The organism is Pantoea sp. RG18, from assembly GCF_025910075.1.
Lineage (GTDB): Bacteria > Pseudomonadota > Gammaproteobacteria > Enterobacterales > Enterobacteriaceae > Pantoea > Pantoea agglomerans.
Map to the genome: position 1 here is coordinate 195,492 of NZ_JAPCIL010000014.1, position 14,396 is coordinate 209,887.

16 protein-coding genes are annotated in these 14,396 nt (G+C 58.1%); 12 read left to right on the forward strand and 4 right to left on the reverse strand.

Features of this window, described 5'->3' with window-relative positions; genetic code table 11:
• Positions 1 to 24: 24 nt before the first annotated feature.
• From pilM to hofQ, 5 genes are read left to right on the forward strand one after another with little or no spacing between them, the layout of a single operon-like run.
• Complete coding sequence (gene pilM, locus OK409_RS15810; protein WP_264367213.1) at positions 25 to 831, forward strand: type IV pilus biogenesis protein PilM; 807 nt, start codon at positions 25 to 27, stop codon at positions 829 to 831.
• Positions 831 to 1,373: a PilN domain-containing protein gene (locus tag OK409_RS15815; RefSeq protein WP_264367214.1), complete on the forward strand. Its 543-nt coding sequence runs from the start codon at positions 831 to 833 to the stop codon at positions 1,371 to 1,373. Before pilM ends, OK409_RS15815 begins: the two co-directional genes overlap by 1 nt.
• Positions 1,366 to 1,860 (forward strand): hypothetical protein, encoded by a 495-nt coding sequence (locus OK409_RS15820; protein WP_256844852.1) that lies wholly within the window; start codon positions 1,366 to 1,368, stop codon positions 1,858 to 1,860. The genes OK409_RS15815 and OK409_RS15820 overlap by 8 nt, the downstream gene beginning before the upstream one ends.
• The gene (locus tag OK409_RS15825) at positions 1,850 to 2,248 is read left to right on the forward strand and encodes a DUF2531 domain-containing protein (RefSeq protein WP_264367215.1); all 399 of its coding nucleotides are present in this window, start codon (positions 1,850 to 1,852) and stop codon (positions 2,246 to 2,248) included. The genes OK409_RS15820 and OK409_RS15825 overlap by 11 nt, the downstream gene beginning before the upstream one ends.
• Positions 2,172 to 3,458, forward strand: a complete 1,287-nt coding sequence (hofQ, locus tag OK409_RS15830) for a DNA uptake porin HofQ (RefSeq protein WP_264367216.1) — start codon at positions 2,172 to 2,174, stop codon at positions 3,456 to 3,458. Before OK409_RS15825 ends, hofQ begins: the two co-directional genes overlap by 77 nt.
• Positions 3,459 to 3,549: 91 nt before the next feature.
• Here the strand turns inward: hofQ and OK409_RS15835 are convergent, their stop codons facing one another.
• Complete coding sequence (locus OK409_RS15835) at positions 3,550 to 3,723, reverse strand: hypothetical protein (protein WP_223265993.1); 174 nt, start codon at positions 3,721 to 3,723, stop codon at positions 3,550 to 3,552.
• 97 nt (positions 3,724 to 3,820) lie between these two features.
• On the opposite strand from OK409_RS15835, the gene aroK reads away from it, so the two are divergent.
• The 7 genes from aroK to trpS all read left to right on the forward strand — a co-directional run bounded on the left by aroK (position 3,821) and on the right by trpS (position 9,933).
• Complete coding sequence (aroK, locus tag OK409_RS15840) at positions 3,821 to 4,342, forward strand: shikimate kinase AroK (protein ID WP_003852989.1); 522 nt, start codon at positions 3,821 to 3,823, stop codon at positions 4,340 to 4,342.
• Between the two features lie 38 nt (positions 4,343 to 4,380).
• Positions 4,381 to 5,469, forward strand: a complete 1,089-nt coding sequence (gene aroB, locus OK409_RS15845) for a 3-dehydroquinate synthase (RefSeq protein ID WP_010253124.1) — start codon at positions 4,381 to 4,383, stop codon at positions 5,467 to 5,469.
• 72 nt (positions 5,470 to 5,541) lie between these two features.
• Entirely contained in the window at positions 5,542 to 6,594 is a 1,053-nt protein-coding gene (locus OK409_RS15850; RefSeq protein ID WP_022624046.1) for an SPOR domain-containing protein, read from the forward strand.
• Positions 6,595 to 6,687: 93 nt separating this feature from the next.
• On the forward strand, positions 6,688 to 7,503 hold the full coding sequence (dam, locus tag OK409_RS15855; protein ID WP_010671570.1) for an adenine-specific DNA-methyltransferase: 816 nt from the start codon (positions 6,688 to 6,690) through the stop codon (positions 7,501 to 7,503).
• 67 nt (positions 7,504 to 7,570) lie between these two features.
• Positions 7,571 to 8,254, forward strand: coding sequence for a ribulose-phosphate 3-epimerase (gene rpe / locus OK409_RS15860; RefSeq protein WP_010253116.1), 684 nt, complete (start codon positions 7,571 to 7,573; stop codon positions 8,252 to 8,254).
• Positions 8,238 to 8,915, forward strand: a complete 678-nt coding sequence (locus OK409_RS15865; protein ID WP_010253114.1) for a phosphoglycolate phosphatase — start codon at positions 8,238 to 8,240, stop codon at positions 8,913 to 8,915. The genes rpe and OK409_RS15865 overlap by 17 nt, the downstream gene beginning before the upstream one ends.
• Before the next feature lie 16 nt (positions 8,916 to 8,931).
• Positions 8,932 to 9,933, forward strand: a complete 1,002-nt coding sequence (gene trpS / locus OK409_RS15870; RefSeq protein WP_033758992.1) for a tryptophan--tRNA ligase — start codon at positions 8,932 to 8,934, stop codon at positions 9,931 to 9,933.
• A gap of 58 nt (positions 9,934 to 9,991) precedes the next feature.
• Here the strand turns inward: trpS and cysG are convergent, their stop codons facing one another.
• From cysG to nirB, 3 genes are read right to left on the reverse strand one after another with little or no spacing between them, the layout of a single operon-like run.
• The gene (cysG, locus tag OK409_RS15875; RefSeq protein ID WP_264367217.1) at positions 9,992 to 11,356 is read right to left on the reverse strand and encodes a siroheme synthase CysG; all 1,365 of its coding nucleotides are present in this window, start codon (positions 11,354 to 11,356) and stop codon (positions 9,992 to 9,994) included.
• A 45-nt stretch (positions 11,357 to 11,401) separates the two neighbouring features.
• Positions 11,402 to 11,728: a nitrite reductase small subunit NirD gene (nirD, locus tag OK409_RS15880; protein ID WP_159227114.1), complete on the reverse strand. Its 327-nt coding sequence runs from the start codon at positions 11,726 to 11,728 to the stop codon at positions 11,402 to 11,404.
• On the reverse strand, positions 11,725 to 14,265 hold the full coding sequence (nirB, locus tag OK409_RS15885) for a nitrite reductase large subunit NirB (protein ID WP_264367218.1): 2,541 nt from the start codon (positions 14,263 to 14,265) through the stop codon (positions 11,725 to 11,727). The genes nirD and nirB overlap by 4 nt, the downstream gene beginning before the upstream one ends.
• Between the last annotated feature and the right edge of the window lie 131 nt (positions 14,266 to 14,396).

Sequence of the window (14,396 nt, forward strand, 5' to 3'; positions counted from 1 at the left end):
CCGGACGATAAGGAGATCGCGCGTATGGCTTTTCATACCTGGCAAATTGGGCTGGATATTCAGAATAGGCAGATTTGCGCCCTGGCCCTCCAGCCTCGTCGTGATGGCTGGCAGCTACGCCACTGGTGGCAGCAGCGGCTGCCGCAAGATACGTTAAGAAACGGCGTGCTGCAATCTTCGCCTGAATTACTGGCGGCCTTAACGACCTGGCGTCAGCGGTTGCCACGCCGTTATTCGCTGCGGGTCGGACTGCCAGCCCAGCTGGTGCTGCAGCGCCAGCTTCCCCTGCCTGCGCAGTCGCTGAAGGAGCCCGCGCTGGGGCACTACGTGCAGGCGGCCGCGCGCCGTCTCTTTCCGCTGGAGCCCGCTGCGCTGGCGCTGGATTACCGGCCGGATGCGCAGAGCGGTCAGCTCTGCGTCACGGCAGCGCGGCTGGAGATTATCGACCAGTGGGCGGCACCCCTGTTGCAGGCAGGTTTAAAACCGCAGGTGTTCGAACTGACCACCGAGGCGCTGAAGCGGTTAGCCCGGCAGGCAGCGCTGCAGGACGATGCGGTACTGGTTCTGCAGCAGGATAACCGCTTGCTCTGGAGCGATGCGCACACCGCTGCTGACACAGGCGAAGCCGCCACGCTGGAGGCACTGCAACGGCAGGCCTTTCCCGGAGCGCGTTCTGTCGCCTGGTGTACCGCAGAGCAGACGCCGTTGCCCGCAAACGTTAGCGCGTTTTCCCCTTTTGATCTGTTTCGTTATAAGCAGCCACCTTTGCCGGAGAATCCGGGCGCTTTTGCGCTAGCGGCCGGGCTGGCGCTGCGCGACGGAGATGAGTGATGGTCGCGGTTAATCTGCTGCCCTGGCGGCAGCGCCGTCGGCAACAGCAGCGGCGACAGAGCCTGGTCGTGCTGTCACTGGCGACTGGCGCCCTGTTACTGGTGGTGATACAGCAAACCTGGCAGATCCAGCAGACGCGTCAGCAGGTGGCGCAGGCGAGCAGGACGCAGCAGCAGGCGCTGGAAAGCCTGGGGCAGCAGTTAGCGCAACAGAAACAGTTACTGGAGCAGCTCGCGGTCGTGCAAAAACAGCAGGCGAAGCATCGCCAGCAGGCTGCACAACTGGCCGCCTGGCAGCAGTTCTGGCTCGATTTACCCGCGTTGCTGCCCGACACCGCCTGGCTGACCCGGCTGGAAAAGCGCGACAACCGTCTGACACTGGAGGGGCGGGCACAGGATATGGCGGCAGTCCGACAGTTCCGCCAGCAATTAACCACTGTGGCCCTGTTTGGTCTGGTGAAGCAGGGCGGGGTTAAGCGTCAGGCTGATGGCCATTATCGGTTTTCACTGCGGGCAGAGATGCAGGAGGTGAACAGTGAGTGAATGGTGGGAGCGCTGGTGGCAGATGGCCGCTATTGCGCGCTATGGCTTGCTCGCCGCACTCTTATCCGGTCTGCTGCTGCTCTCCTGGATCCTGTGGTTACGGCCACAGCAGCAGGCGCTCATTGCTGAACAGCATACGCTGTTGCAGTTGATCCGCACTCTGCAGCTGCGCCAGCACCAGTGGCGTCAGAACCCCGATAATGCACAGTTGCAGGCGCAGCTGCAGTCGATACAGATCGCGAGATCAGCATCTGCATCGGGCCGTGCAGTGGAAGAGATCCTGGCGGCACGCCGTAGCCAGCTGGAAGAGTGGCAGCCGGACGCCCCCTCACGCATGCTGACGCTGCATCTGCAGTGGCCGGCGTTCCAGTCGCTTTTTGCCGAGCTGGCCCAGGCCTCCGCACCGTTTCCGGTGCATTTCCAGCTGCTGGCGCAGCCGCAGTACCTGGTGGCTCAACTCTGGCTGGAACCTGACGATGCGCCATAGTCTGCTGATTTTACTGTTGTGCTGTGGCGGCGTGCTGGCGCGCGATCCGTTCCGGCCTGTAGCCGGTTCCGTCTGTGAGGCGACAGTGGAACCGCTCACCGGCTGGCGTCTGCAGGGGATCATTGGCCGGGAGGCGCATTTCCATGCCTGGCTGCTGACCCCGCAGGGAGAGAGTATTACGGCCCGCACCGGCAAGCCATTTCCATTCGCACCCTGGCAACTGGCGGGTATGACCCGCCGCAGCCTCACCTTAGCGGTGCCGAATAGCTGCAACGCACAACAGGCCGCATTTTATTTAAAAGGACGTTCGCATGATAAGGATAGCTACCCTGCTGCTGCTGCTGCTGCTGCTGCTACTAAGCTGCCTGCCGCCGGTTCACGCCGCTGATGAGGAGCCTCTCAGCCTGACTTTTGATAACGCCCCGGTAGAGCGTATTTTGCAGGCGCTGGCTGACTATCAGCAGATCAATCTGATGATTGCGCCAGAGGTTGAAGGTTTGTTATCGCTGCGGCTGGATAACCTGCCCTGGCATCAGGCGCTCAACCTGGTGGCGCGCATGGCAAAGCTGACGCTGGTTGAACAGAATAATGTCCTGCTGGTCTATCCGGAAAGCTGGCAGCAGGCTCAGCAGCAGGCACGTGAGGCTGAGCAGCAGTCGCAGTTGCAGCAGGTTCCTTTGCAACAGCGCGCTGTGATATTGCGTTATGCCAGCGCCAGCGAGGTGTATGCCAGCCTGCTGAGTGAGCGTCAGTCGCTGATGACACCACGCGGTAGCGTGACGGTCGACAAACGCACCAACGCATTGTTACTGCGCGATAGTGCGGCGGCTTTAAAAGAGACGGAGCGCTGGATACGGGCGCTGGATCTGCCACTGGAACAGATTGAGCTGTCAGCCCACATCGTTACTATCAGCGAGGAGCATCTGCAGGAGCTGGGCGTGAAGTGGGGATTGCAGGCGGGGGACGCCGCCGTAACAGATATCCTGCATCATCCCCGGCTGGATGTTCCGCTGGCGGTGAGTTCACACGGCATCAGCGTGGGAATGGCGCTGGCGCGCATCGGAGGGCAGCTTCTGGATCTGGAGTTAAGTGCGCTGGAGCAGGAGAACCAGATTGAAATCATCGCCAGTCCGCGCCTCTTTACCTCACATCAGCAGACCGCTTCGATTAAGCAGGGCACAGAAATTCCTTATGAAGTGTCGGCAGGAAACAGCGGTGCCACCAGTATTGAGTTTAAAGAAGCGGTACTGGGTATGGAGGTGACACCGACGATTTCCGGCAATGGCCGCATCCAGTTGAAGATCCATATCAGTCAGAATATGCCGGGTCGCAGCATCAGAACCGGCGATAGCGACATATTATCCATCGATAAACAGGAAATTGAGACCCAGGTCACGGTCAGTGACGGGCAAACACTGGCGTTAGGCGGTATCTTTCAGCAGCAGCGCACCCGCGGACAGAATCAGGTGCCGCTACTGGGAAATGTGCCGCTGATTGGCGGGTTGTTTCGCCAGCAATCTGATCAGCGCAAAAAAAGAGAGCTGGTGATCTTCATTACGCCGCGATTGGTCAGGGAAGCAGCGCTTACGGCTGGATAAAACGGAAAATGCGTCCCTTAAGGCCATCTGCGTTGACGCAGGAGAGGAATTAGCTTACAAGGTTTAGCGATTTTCAATACGGTGTAACCGTCTATGCTGGGTAAATCCCGGCAAACAGATCAGAAAACTCCTCTGTACGCAGCGTTGTAAAGACGCAGCGCTGGCGCGTTACAGTTTCGCGAACACAGGCCAATTCAGAAATGGATGTGCTGAAGGCAATATAATCGGTTGCCAAACAGCCTTGAGTGTTGAGATAATTTTTCATCTGACTCTTGCTAACGCTCATGAGGTCTCAGTTCCTGTCCCGCCAGCAAATGCTGAACGCGGGGTATCATTAACGAATTCTTAGTAATACCGACAAAATGGCAGAGAAACGCAATATCTTTCTGGTTGGGCCGATGGGTGCCGGCAAAAGCACTATTGGCCGTCAGTTGGCTCAGCAACTCAACATGGAGTTCTTCGATTCCGATCAGGAAATTGAGCGACGCACCGGAGCGGATGTGGGCTGGGTTTTTGATGTCGAAGGCGAAGCTGGCTTTCGCGATCGCGAAGAAAAAATCATTAACGAACTGACCGAGAAGCAAGGCATCGTCCTGGCGACAGGCGGTGGTTCCGTCAAATCCCGGGAAACGCGTAATCGTCTCTCCGCCCGCGGTGTTGTGGTTTATCTTGAAACCACCATCGAGAAGCAACTGGCGCGCACCCAACGTGACAAAAAACGTCCGTTGCTGCAGGTGGATTCACCGCCGCGTGAAGTGCTCGAAGCGCTGGCTGGCGAACGTAACCCGCTCTACGAAGAGATCGCCGATGTAACCATTCGCACAGATGATCAGAGTGCGAAAGTGGTGGCGAATCAGATTATCCACATGTTGGAAAAAAGTTGATCCAACGTTCGAAGGCTCCTTAACAGGTATCGGGCATCATGGAGAAGATCACCGTCTCACTGGGGGAACGCAGTTACCCCATCACTATCGCTGCCGGACTGTTTAACGATCCGGCTTCTTTTTGGCCGCTAACCGCGGGCGAAAACGCCATGGTGGTGACAAACCAGACGCTGGCTCCGCTTTATCTTGACCAGCTGACGGCGCTGCTGACGGCGGCAGGTGTAAAAGTGGATCAGGTGATCTTACCCGACGGCGAGCAATATAAGACGCTGGCCGTGATGGATCAGGTTTTTACCGCGCTCCTGCAAAAGCCGCACGGTCGTGATACGACGCTTATCGCCTTAGGCGGCGGCGTCATTGGCGATCTTACCGGTTTTGCTGCGGCCAGTTATCAGCGTGGCGTACGCTTTATTCAGGTACCGACCACCTTACTGTCGCAGGTCGATTCTTCGGTTGGCGGCAAAACGGCCGTTAACCATCCGCTGGGCAAAAACATGATCGGCGCGTTTTATCAACCCGCGTCGGTGGTGATTGATACTGCCTGTCTGCAGACGTTGCCCGCGCGCGAACTGGCGTCGGGTCTGGCGGAAGTGATTAAGTACGGCATCATCCTCGACGGTGCGTTTTTCCAGTGGCTGGAGCAGAATCTTGATGCCCTGCTGGCGCTGGATGAACAGGCGCTGGCGTACTGCATTCGTCGCTGCTGTGAACTGAAAGCCGAAGTCGTGGCCGCCGATGAACGTGAAAACGGTCAGCGGGCGTTGCTGAATCTGGGCCATACTTTTGGTCATGCGATTGAAGCACACATGGGCTATGGCAACTGGCTGCACGGTGAAGCGATTGCAGCGGGCATGGTGATGGCGGCACGCACGGCTGAACGCCTGGGGCAGTTCCAGGCGCAGGAGACGGACCGCATTATTGCCCTGTTCCTGCGTGCCGGTTTGCCGGTACATGGGCCGGAGGCGATGAGTGCGGAGATGTATCTGCCGCACATGATGCGCGATAAGAAAGTTCTGGCGGGCGAATTGCGGCTGGTACTCCCGCTGTCGATTGGCCGCTCTGAAGTGCGTGGTGGCGTGGCACATGATATGGTGCTGGCTGCAATTAATGATTGTCAGCAATCCTGAGATTAAGCAGTTGAGTGGTGACGCGGCGCGCAGGGTGCGCAGTGCGGAATGCCGCTTTACGGAGGAGGCAAAATGGATGAGTTTAAACCGGAAGATGAGTTAAAACCTGACGCCAGCGATCGCCGTCCCTCGCGCCCTCGTAAGTCGTCTCCCGCAGCCAAAATACCGGTTTCGCGCCAGCGCATCATGATGGGTGTCGGGATCCTGGTTCTGCTGTTACTGGTACTGGGTATTGGTTCGGCGCTGAATGGCCCGGATGAGAAAAAACCTGCGACTGCGGGCAACACGCCTGCCGCTGGCGGCGGTTCCGGCAGTGAGAAGAATATCGACCTGGCCGGCTCCTCTTCCATGTCAGGTGGACAGACGACGCCAACCGGCGGGCAGACCACGCCAGCTACCAGCGAAAATAACGCGGCGACCAGCGGTAATGCTGCGTCTGACCCGCAGCGCGACGTCTCAATGCCGCCTGTGGCTTCAACGCCTACGCAGGCAGCCCCTGTTGAGACGCCAGCGAATCAGCAGCGTGTCACGCTGCCGGGCGATCTCAACAGCGCGCTGAGTAATCAGCAGCAGCAGGTCGACAGCGCCGCGATGGGCACGCAGGGTGGCAGTTCACTGCCAACGGCGCCTGCCACGGTCAGCGGCAATGCCGGAACGGCTGCGAATCCGGTTACGGCCCCTGCAGGCCGTCAGACGCCAAACAAATCAAACGCTTCTGCCCGTCCGGCGCACGATTCATCGCATAAAACTGCTTCGAAGCCTGCAACCCGTGACAGCAAAACACATACCACGCCAGCACGTACGCCAGCCCCTTCTGCTCCGGCCACTGCGGCGGCAGGCAGCAGTTCAGCCAGCAAATCATTGCCAGGCGGCAGCTATACCCTGCAGCTGAGCGGTGCATCGAAGGCGGAAAGCCTGAATGCCTGGGCTAAGCAGCAGAATCTGAGTGGGTATCACGTCTACAAAACCACCCGTAACGGTCAGTCGTGGTACGTGCTGGTGAGTGGTTCCTATGCCACACCGGCTGATGCCAAACGCGCGGTAGCCTCACTGCCTGCCGAAGTGCGTGCGAAGAACCCGTGGGTTAAACCAGTAAGCCAGGTGAAGAAAGAAGCCAGCCAATAGCGGATGTGGGGCCAGTTTCTGGCCCCGTTTTAAGCGCAGATCTGCTGTCGGTCCAGCCACAGCCTCACAATAAGATGTAATAACCACGACAGCATGAAAAAAAATCGCGCTTTCCTGAAATGGGCAGGGGGAAAATTTCCCTTAGTAGAAGAGATCCATCGCCATCTGCCGCAAGGCGACTGTCTGGTAGAACCCTTTGTTGGCGCGGGTTCGGTGTTTCTGAACACTGAATTTGATCGCTACCATCTGGCTGATATCAACAGTGACCTGATTAATCTCTATAACATTGTTAAAACGCGCACGGCGGATTTCATCCGTGACGCGCAGCTGCTGTTTACGCCGGAAAGTAACAACGAGATCTGTTATTACCAGCGTCGCACCGAATTTAACACCAGCACCGACGCCTACCTGCGCGCGCTGTTGTTCCTCTATCTGAACCGTCACTGTTACAACGGCCTCTGTCGCTATAACCTGCGTGGCGAGTTCAACGTGCCGTTTGGCCGCTATCGCAAACCCTACTTTCCGGAAGCAGAACTGTTATGGTTTGCCGAGCGTGCGCAAAAAGCGACGTTTGTCTGTGAATCGTACGATGTTACCCTGACCAATGCCGGTAAAGGCTCGGTAGTCTATTGCGATCCGCCTTATGCGCCGCTGTCGGCAACGGCCAATTTCACGGCTTATCACACCAACAGCTTCAGCCTGCGTGAGCAGGAGAACCTGGCGGCGTTAGCGGCAAAGCTGGCTTCGTCGGAGGACCGGATTCCGGTATTGATTTCTAACCACGACACTGCACTGACGCGTTTATGGTATCAGGATGCAGAGTTACATGTGGTCAAAGCCCGGCGTTCTATCAGCCGAAGCATAACGGGTCGCACCAAGGTCGACGAACTGCTGGCACTTTATAGCTAGTCTGTTTCGTCCGCGACCAACGCATTACGCCAGCCTGCGTGCTGGCGCACAACAGTGGGAGAATCGGATGAAACAATATTTGCTGGCCCCTTCAATCCTTTCGGCGGACTTTGCTCGCCTGGGCGAAGACACAGCCAAAGCGCTGGCGGCCGGAGGTGACGTGGTTCACTTCGACGTGATGGACAACCACTACGTGCCTAATCTGACCATGGGTCCGATGGTGCTGAAAGCACTGCGCGACTATGGCATCACTGCCCCCATCGATGTGCATCTGATGGTGAAGCCGGTAGATGCGCTAATCCCTGATTTCGCCAAAGCGGGTGCCACCTACATCACCTTTCATCCCGAAGCCAGCGAACACGTTGACCGCACCCTGCAAATCATCAAAGAGCATGGCTGCAAAGCGGGTCTGGTGTTTAACCCGGCGACCCCGCTGAGCTACCTCGATTACGTCATGGATAAGCTGGATATCATTCTGCTGATGTCAGTGAACCCTGGCTTTGGCGGTCAGTCATTTATTCCTGGTACACTGGATAAACTGCGTGAAGCGCGCAGGCGTATCGATCAGAGCGGTTACAGCATTCGCCTTGAAGTGGATGGCGGCGTGAAGATCGACAATATTGGCCAGATCGCTGCCGCCGGTGCCGACATGTTTGTCGCCGGTTCCGCGATCTTCGGTCACCCTGACTATAAAAAAGTGATCGATGATATGCGCAACGAACTGGAGAAGGCCAATGGCTCATTTCACTGATATTCGTGCGCTGGCGTTTGATCTCGATGGGACACTGGTGGATAGCGCACCCGGCCTGGCCGATGCGATTGACCGCACGCTGAACGACCTCCGTCTGCCGCAGGCGGGCCTTGAGCGTGTCTCAACCTGGATTGGCAACGGCGCGGATATCATGATGGCCCGCGCGCTGACCTTCGCGCTGGGCCGTGAGCCGCAGCCGGAAGAGCAGCGTGATGCGCGGGCGCTGTTTGACCGACATTATGCCGATACCGTGGATGCGGGCAGTACGCTGTTTCCACAGGTAAAGCAGACGCTGGCCGCCTTAAAGGCCGCCGGGCTGCCGATGGCGATAGTCACCAACAAGCCGACGCCGTTTGTGGCACCGCTGCTGGAGTCGCTTGGCATTGCTGATGCGTTTTCGCTGATTATCGGTGGCGACGATGTGCCGGTTAAAAAACCGCATCCTGCGGCAATTTTTATGGTGCTGGGCACCTTTGGTGTGTTGCCGAATGAGTTGCTGTTTGTCGGCGACTCACGCAATGATATCCAGGCGGCACAGGCGGCGGGCGTACCCAATATCGGCATGACCTTTGGCTATAACTATGGCGAGCCGATTGCCACCAGCCAGCCCGATTTAACCCTCGACTCTTTCGACGAACTTTTGCCCGCTCTGGGGCTGTAAATATCAGGACATAAGTATGAAACCCATCGTTTTCAGCGGCGCACAGCCGTCCGGCGAACTGACCATTGGCAACTATATGGGAGCGCTGCGTCAGTGGGTGCAGATGCAGGATGATTTCCACTGCATTTATTGCATCGTTGATCTGCACGCGATCACCGTGCGTCAGGATCCTGTTGCACTGCGTAAAGCGACGCTGGACACGCTGGCGCTCTATCTGGCCTGTGGTATCGACCCGCAAAAAAGCACCATCTTTGTTCAGTCGCATGTGCCAGAGCACACGCAGCTGAGCTGGATCCTGAATTGCTATGCCTACTTCGGTGAACTGAGCCGCATGACGCAGTTCAAGGATAAATCAGCGCGTTACGAAGAGAACATTAACGCCGGTCTGTTCGACTATCCGGTGCTGATGGCGGCTGACATTCTGCTCTATCAGACCCATCAGGTGCCGGTGGGTGAAGATCAGAAGCAGCATCTGGAGCTGAGCCGCGATATCGCGCATCGCTTCAATGCGATTTATGGCGATATCTTCAAAGTACCAGAGCCGTTGATTCCGAAGTCTGGCGCGCGCGTGATGTCGCTGCTGGAACCGACGAAGAAGATGTCCAAGTCTGACGATAACCGCAATAACGTGATCGGCCTGCTGGAAGATCCGAAAGCGGTCGTGAAGAAGATTAAACGCGCCGTCACCGATTCTGAAGAGCCGCCAGTGGTGCGCTACGACATCAAAGAGAAAGCGGGCGTCTCTAACCTGCTGGATATTCTGTCGGGCGTGACCGGTAAAACCATCGCCGAGCTGGAGCAGGAGTTCGAAGGCAAGATGTATGGTCACCTGAAGGGCGCAGTAGCCGATGCTGTGTCGGGTATGCTCTCTGAGCTGCAGGAGCGTTATCACAGCTTCCGCAACGATGAAGCACTGCTGGAGCAGGTGATGCGTGATGGCGCGGCCAAAGCACGCGCACAGGCGCAGGAAACGCTGAAGAAGGTGTATGAGGCGGTAGGCTTTGTCGCGATGCCGTAATGGCTGAGCAGACAACCAGGACGGCGGGCATTGTGCCCGCCGTTTTTATTTGCCGGACTCAGAACCAGCGCAGGCTGTCACGCAGACTTACCACGCTGCCGATGATCATCAGGCCGGGACTGGTCACCTGACCGGCTAACGCTTCCAGCTCGCTCAGTGTCCCGGTGACCACGCGTTGACGCGTAGTGGTGCCGTTTTCCACCAGCGCCACCGGCATATCGCTGCGCATACCGTGCTTTATCAACTGCTGCTGAATCTCTCCGGCCTGCGTGAGCCCCATATAAAAGACCAGCGTCTGCTGTTCCGCCGCCAGCGTCTGCCAGGCGAGCGAGCCCTCTTTCTGCAGATGTCCGGTAACCAGTCTGACACTCTGCGCATGATCGCGGTGGGTCAGGGGAATACCGCTGTAAGCCGCACAGCCCGATGCGGCGGTGATCCCCGGCACCACGCTGAACGGAATCTGCCGCTGCGCCAGCGCTTCCAGCTCTTCACCGCCGCGACCAAAGATAAAGGGATCGCCGCCTTTCAGCCGCACTACGCGTTTTCCCCGCTGCGCCTGTTCGCAGAGCAGCTGGTTGATCTCATCCTGCGGCACGCAGTGATGTCCGGCGCGTTTCCCGACAAAAATGCGCTCGGCATCGCGGCGCACCAGATTCAGGATCTCATCGGAAACCAGCCGGTCATAGACGATGACATCTGCCTGCTGGATCAGCTGTAAGCCTTTCAGAGTCAGTAATCCGGCATCACCCGGACCGGCACCGACCAGCGCCACTTCACCCTGTTGGCGAAGGTCAGCGTTAAAGAGCTGGTCGGTAATCTGCTCCGCGCGTTCACTGTCGCCGTTGGCCAGCGTCTGGGCCAGCCGCTCGCTGTTAAAGAAGCGTTCCCAGAAGTGGCGGCGGGCACTGACAGAGCTGAATTGTTGTTTCACCCGCGCGCGCAGAGTGCCTGCCAGCTGAGCCAGCTGGCCAAAGTGTTGCGGCAGCATCGCCTCCAGCTTCTCCCGCAACAGGCGCGCCAGTACCGGCGCGCGTCCACCGGAAGAGACGGCGACCATCAGCGGGGAACGATCGATGATCGACGGCATAATGGCGCTGGCCTGCTGCGGCGCATCCACCAGATTGCAGAAGATCTGCTGTTTTTCGGCGGCTTCAGCCACCTGCTGATTGACCGCATCGTCGCTGGTTGCGGCGACCACCAGCCAGCAGCCGGCCAGCCAGTGCGGATCAAACGCCCCTGGCAGCAGCGTGATGGTTTCCTGCTGCGCCCATTGCCGGAAGGCGGGGGAGAAATCAAGGGCACCGACCAGTAGTTCGGCGCCGGCCTCCAGCAGCAGGCGGGCTTTCCGCTCAGCCACGTCACCTGCGCCGACCAGCAGGCAGCGTCGGCCCTGCAGGCGGCAGAATAAGGGGAAGTAGTCCATCAGACGTCCTTAAAAAAGCCCGCGGAGGCGGGCTGTTGACGGGAGTTACAGGCAGACTTCAACCTGTCCGGCATTGACCCGCACCGGCCAGGCCGCCACGGAGCGCGTTTCATCCTCCATGCAGTAGCCATCGCTAAGACGGAAATGCTGCTTTTTCAGCGGGCTGGCAACCCAGAGCGCATCCTGATGTTCAGCAATAATGCCGCGTGACAGCACGCTGGCATCGGCAAACGGATCGATATTGCTGATGGCATAGAGCTGCTCATCGTTGCGGGGACGGAAGATTGCAACCTGCTGGCCTTTGACCAGCGCGCAGACGCCCGTAGCGGGCAGGATCTGCGTCAGCGGGCACACCGGATTCCACTGGCTCATGATTCGGTCTCCTCAATCAGGGTCACGGCAATGCGTTCATCGGCGCGTGCCGGGCGGTGCTGGTCGCGCTCCGCGACCCGCTGCACGGCAGGATCGCGTTGCGGCGAGTTGATAAAGTGGGCAAAGCGCGTCAGGTGATCCTTATCTTCCAGCGTCGCTTTCCATTCACAGCTGACGCTGGCGCGCAGTGCGGCCAGCTGCTGCTCCATCTGGCTGTTGAGGCCAAGTTTGTCATCCACGATCACCTTACGCAGATAGTCGATGCCGCCTTCCAGACTCTCCAGCCACAGCGAGGTGCGCTGCAGTTTGTCGGCGGTGCGGATATAGAACATCATGAAACGGTCGAGATAGGTGATCAGCGCCTGCTGATCGAGATCGGCCGCCAGCAGATCGCCATGGCGCGGTTTCATGCCGCCGTTGCCGCAGACGTAGAGGTTCCACCCTTTTTCGGTCGCGATAATGCCGACATCTTTGCCCTGTGCTTCCGCACATTCGCGGGTGCAGCCAGAGACACCAAACTTCATCTTGTGCGGCGTGCGGATGCCTTTGTAGCGGTTCTCCAGCATCACGCCGAAGCCGAGGCTGTCACCCACGCCATAACGGCACCAGGCGCTGCCAACGCAGGTTTTCGCCATGCGCAGCGCCTTGGCGTAGGCCTGGCCGGTTTCAAATCCGGCGTCGATCAGCTGTGACCAGATAGCGGGCAGATCGTCTTTCTGCGCGCCAAACAGACCGATGCGCTGAGAGCCGGTAATTTTGGTGTAGAGCTGATAGCGCTCGGCGATCTCGCCAATCACTTTCAGTCCCTGGGGTGTGATTTCACCGCCGGGCGAGCGCGGGATCACCGAGTAGGTGCCATCTTTCTGGATGTTGCCAAGGTAGAGGTCGTTGCTGTCCTGCAATGGCGCGTGCTGGGGCTTGAGCACATACTCATTCCAGCAGGAGGCGAGCAGTGAGCCAACCACCGGCTTGCACACTTCACAGCCGTAACCCTGACCATAGCGGGCCAGCAGTTCGTCAAAGGTTTTAATCTCCTCTACCTGAATCAGGTGATAAAGCTCCTGGCGTGACCAGGCGAAGTGGGCGCAAAGATGGTTATTGACCTCAATGCCCTGACGGCTGAGTTCACTGTTGAGAACCTGGGTGATCAGTGGAATACAGCCGCCGCAACCGGTGCCGGCACGGGTGCTGCTTTTCAGTGCTGCCACGGTATGACAGCCACCCTGAACCGCCTTAATGATGTCGCCTTTACTGACGTCAAAACAGGAGCAGATTTGTGCGGTATCAGGCAGAGAATCGACGCCGATGGCCGGTTTATCCCCGCTGCCGGCTGGCAGAATCAGTGCTTCCGGATTAGCAGGCAGCGGAATACCATTCAGCACCAGCTGCAGCAGGTTGCCATAGTCGCTGGTGTCGCCCACCAGGACGGCACCCAGCAGGGTTTTCTGATCTTCGCTGATAATCAGGCGCTTGTAGATCGATTTGCTCTCATCCAGCCAGACCACGCTGCGAGCGCCTGGCGTGGTGCCGCGCGCATCGCCAATGCCGCCAACATCAACACCCAGCAGCTTCAGTTTGGCGCTCATGTCCGCGCCGGTAAACGCATTGTCGCGGCCCAGCAGATGGTCGCTGGCGACCTGGGCCATTTTGTAACCCGGCGCCACCAGGCCATAGACACGATTCTGCCAGGCAGCGCACTCACCGATAGCGTAGATGGTGGGATCGCTGGTCCGGCACTGGTCATCAATGGCGATGCCGCCGCGCGGCCCCAGTGCTAATCCACACTGCTTCGCCAGTTTGTCCTGCGGGCGAATGCCGGTGGAGAAGACGATGAAATCGACCTCCAGCGCGCTGCCATCAGCAAACTGCAGCGTTTTGCCGCCGTGCTCGTGATGCACAATCTGTTGGGTGTTTTTACCGGTGTGGACCCGTACACCCATCTGCTCAATCTTGCGACGAAGCTGCTCACCGCCTTGCTGATCTAACTGCTCCGCCATCAGCACCGGCGCAAATTCAATGACGTGGGTTTCAATGCCCAGATTTTTCAGTGCGCCCGCCGCTTCCAGCCCCAGCAGGCCGCCGCCAATCACCGCGCCGCGTTTGCTGCGGCGCGAACAGGCTTCGATGGCGTTGAGATCTTCGATGGTGCGATAGACAAAGCAGTCGCTGCCTTCGGCACCGTTAATTGGCGGGATCCACGGATAAGAGCCGGTGGCAAAAATCAGCGTATCGTAATGCACCGCGCGACCGGTACTGGAGTGGATGAGCTTCTCATCACGGTTAATGGTGATGGCGCGTTCACCCAACAGCAGATTGACCTGATGTTTGTCGTAATAGCCTTCACGAACCAGCGACAATTCTTCAGCGGTGTGATGGGAAAAGTAGGCGGACAGGTGGACACGATCATAGGCGACACGGGGTTCTTCACAAAAGACGGTCAGCGAAAACTGGTCAGGTTCCGCTTTCTCTAGTAATTCTTCTATGAAGCGGTGGCCGACCATGCCGTTACCGATAACGACGACATTGTGCTTGCTCATTTTTGCCTCAAATTTGCGATATCTGCGGCTACAATAGCGCGCCGTTTCTGGCACTTATTGATATACATCAACCACGACGCCATATACCCATTAAGAGGTATATGGTTGATTTGAAATAATTTTTTCTGGTG

Coding starts and splice junctions, on each gene's coding strand:
- pilM (WP_264367213.1), top strand. CDS start 25: ATGGCTTTTCATACCTGGCAAATTGGGCTGGATATTCAGAATAGGCAG.
- OK409_RS15815 (WP_264367214.1), top strand. CDS start 831: ATGGTCGCGGTTAATCTGCTGCCCTGGCGGCAGCGCCGTCGGCAACAG.
- OK409_RS15825 (WP_264367215.1), top strand. CDS start 1,850: ATGCGCCATAGTCTGCTGATTTTACTGTTGTGCTGTGGCGGCGTGCTG.
- hofQ (WP_264367216.1), top strand. CDS start 2,172: ATGATAAGGATAGCTACCCTGCTGCTGCTGCTGCTGCTGCTGCTACTA.
- OK409_RS15835 (WP_223265993.1), bottom strand. CDS start 3,723: ATGAAAAATTATCTCAACACTCAAGGCTGTTTGGCAACCGATTATATT.
- aroK (WP_003852989.1), top strand. CDS start 3,821: ATGGCAGAGAAACGCAATATCTTTCTGGTTGGGCCGATGGGTGCCGGC.
- aroB (WP_010253124.1), top strand. CDS start 4,381: ATGGAGAAGATCACCGTCTCACTGGGGGAACGCAGTTACCCCATCACT.
- OK409_RS15850 (WP_022624046.1), top strand. CDS start 5,542: ATGGATGAGTTTAAACCGGAAGATGAGTTAAAACCTGACGCCAGCGAT.
- dam (WP_010671570.1), top strand. CDS start 6,688: ATGAAAAAAAATCGCGCTTTCCTGAAATGGGCAGGGGGAAAATTTCCC.
- rpe (WP_010253116.1), top strand. CDS start 7,571: ATGAAACAATATTTGCTGGCCCCTTCAATCCTTTCGGCGGACTTTGCT.
- OK409_RS15865 (WP_010253114.1), top strand. CDS start 8,238: ATGGCTCATTTCACTGATATTCGTGCGCTGGCGTTTGATCTCGATGGG.
- trpS (WP_033758992.1), top strand. CDS start 8,932: ATGAAACCCATCGTTTTCAGCGGCGCACAGCCGTCCGGCGAACTGACC.
- cysG (WP_264367217.1), bottom strand. CDS start 11,356: ATGGACTACTTCCCCTTATTCTGCCGCCTGCAGGGCCGACGCTGCCTG.
- nirD (WP_159227114.1), bottom strand. CDS start 11,728: ATGAGCCAGTGGAATCCGGTGTGCCCGCTGACGCAGATCCTGCCCGCT.
- nirB (WP_264367218.1), bottom strand. CDS start 14,265: ATGAGCAAGCACAATGTCGTCGTTATCGGTAACGGCATGGTCGGCCAC.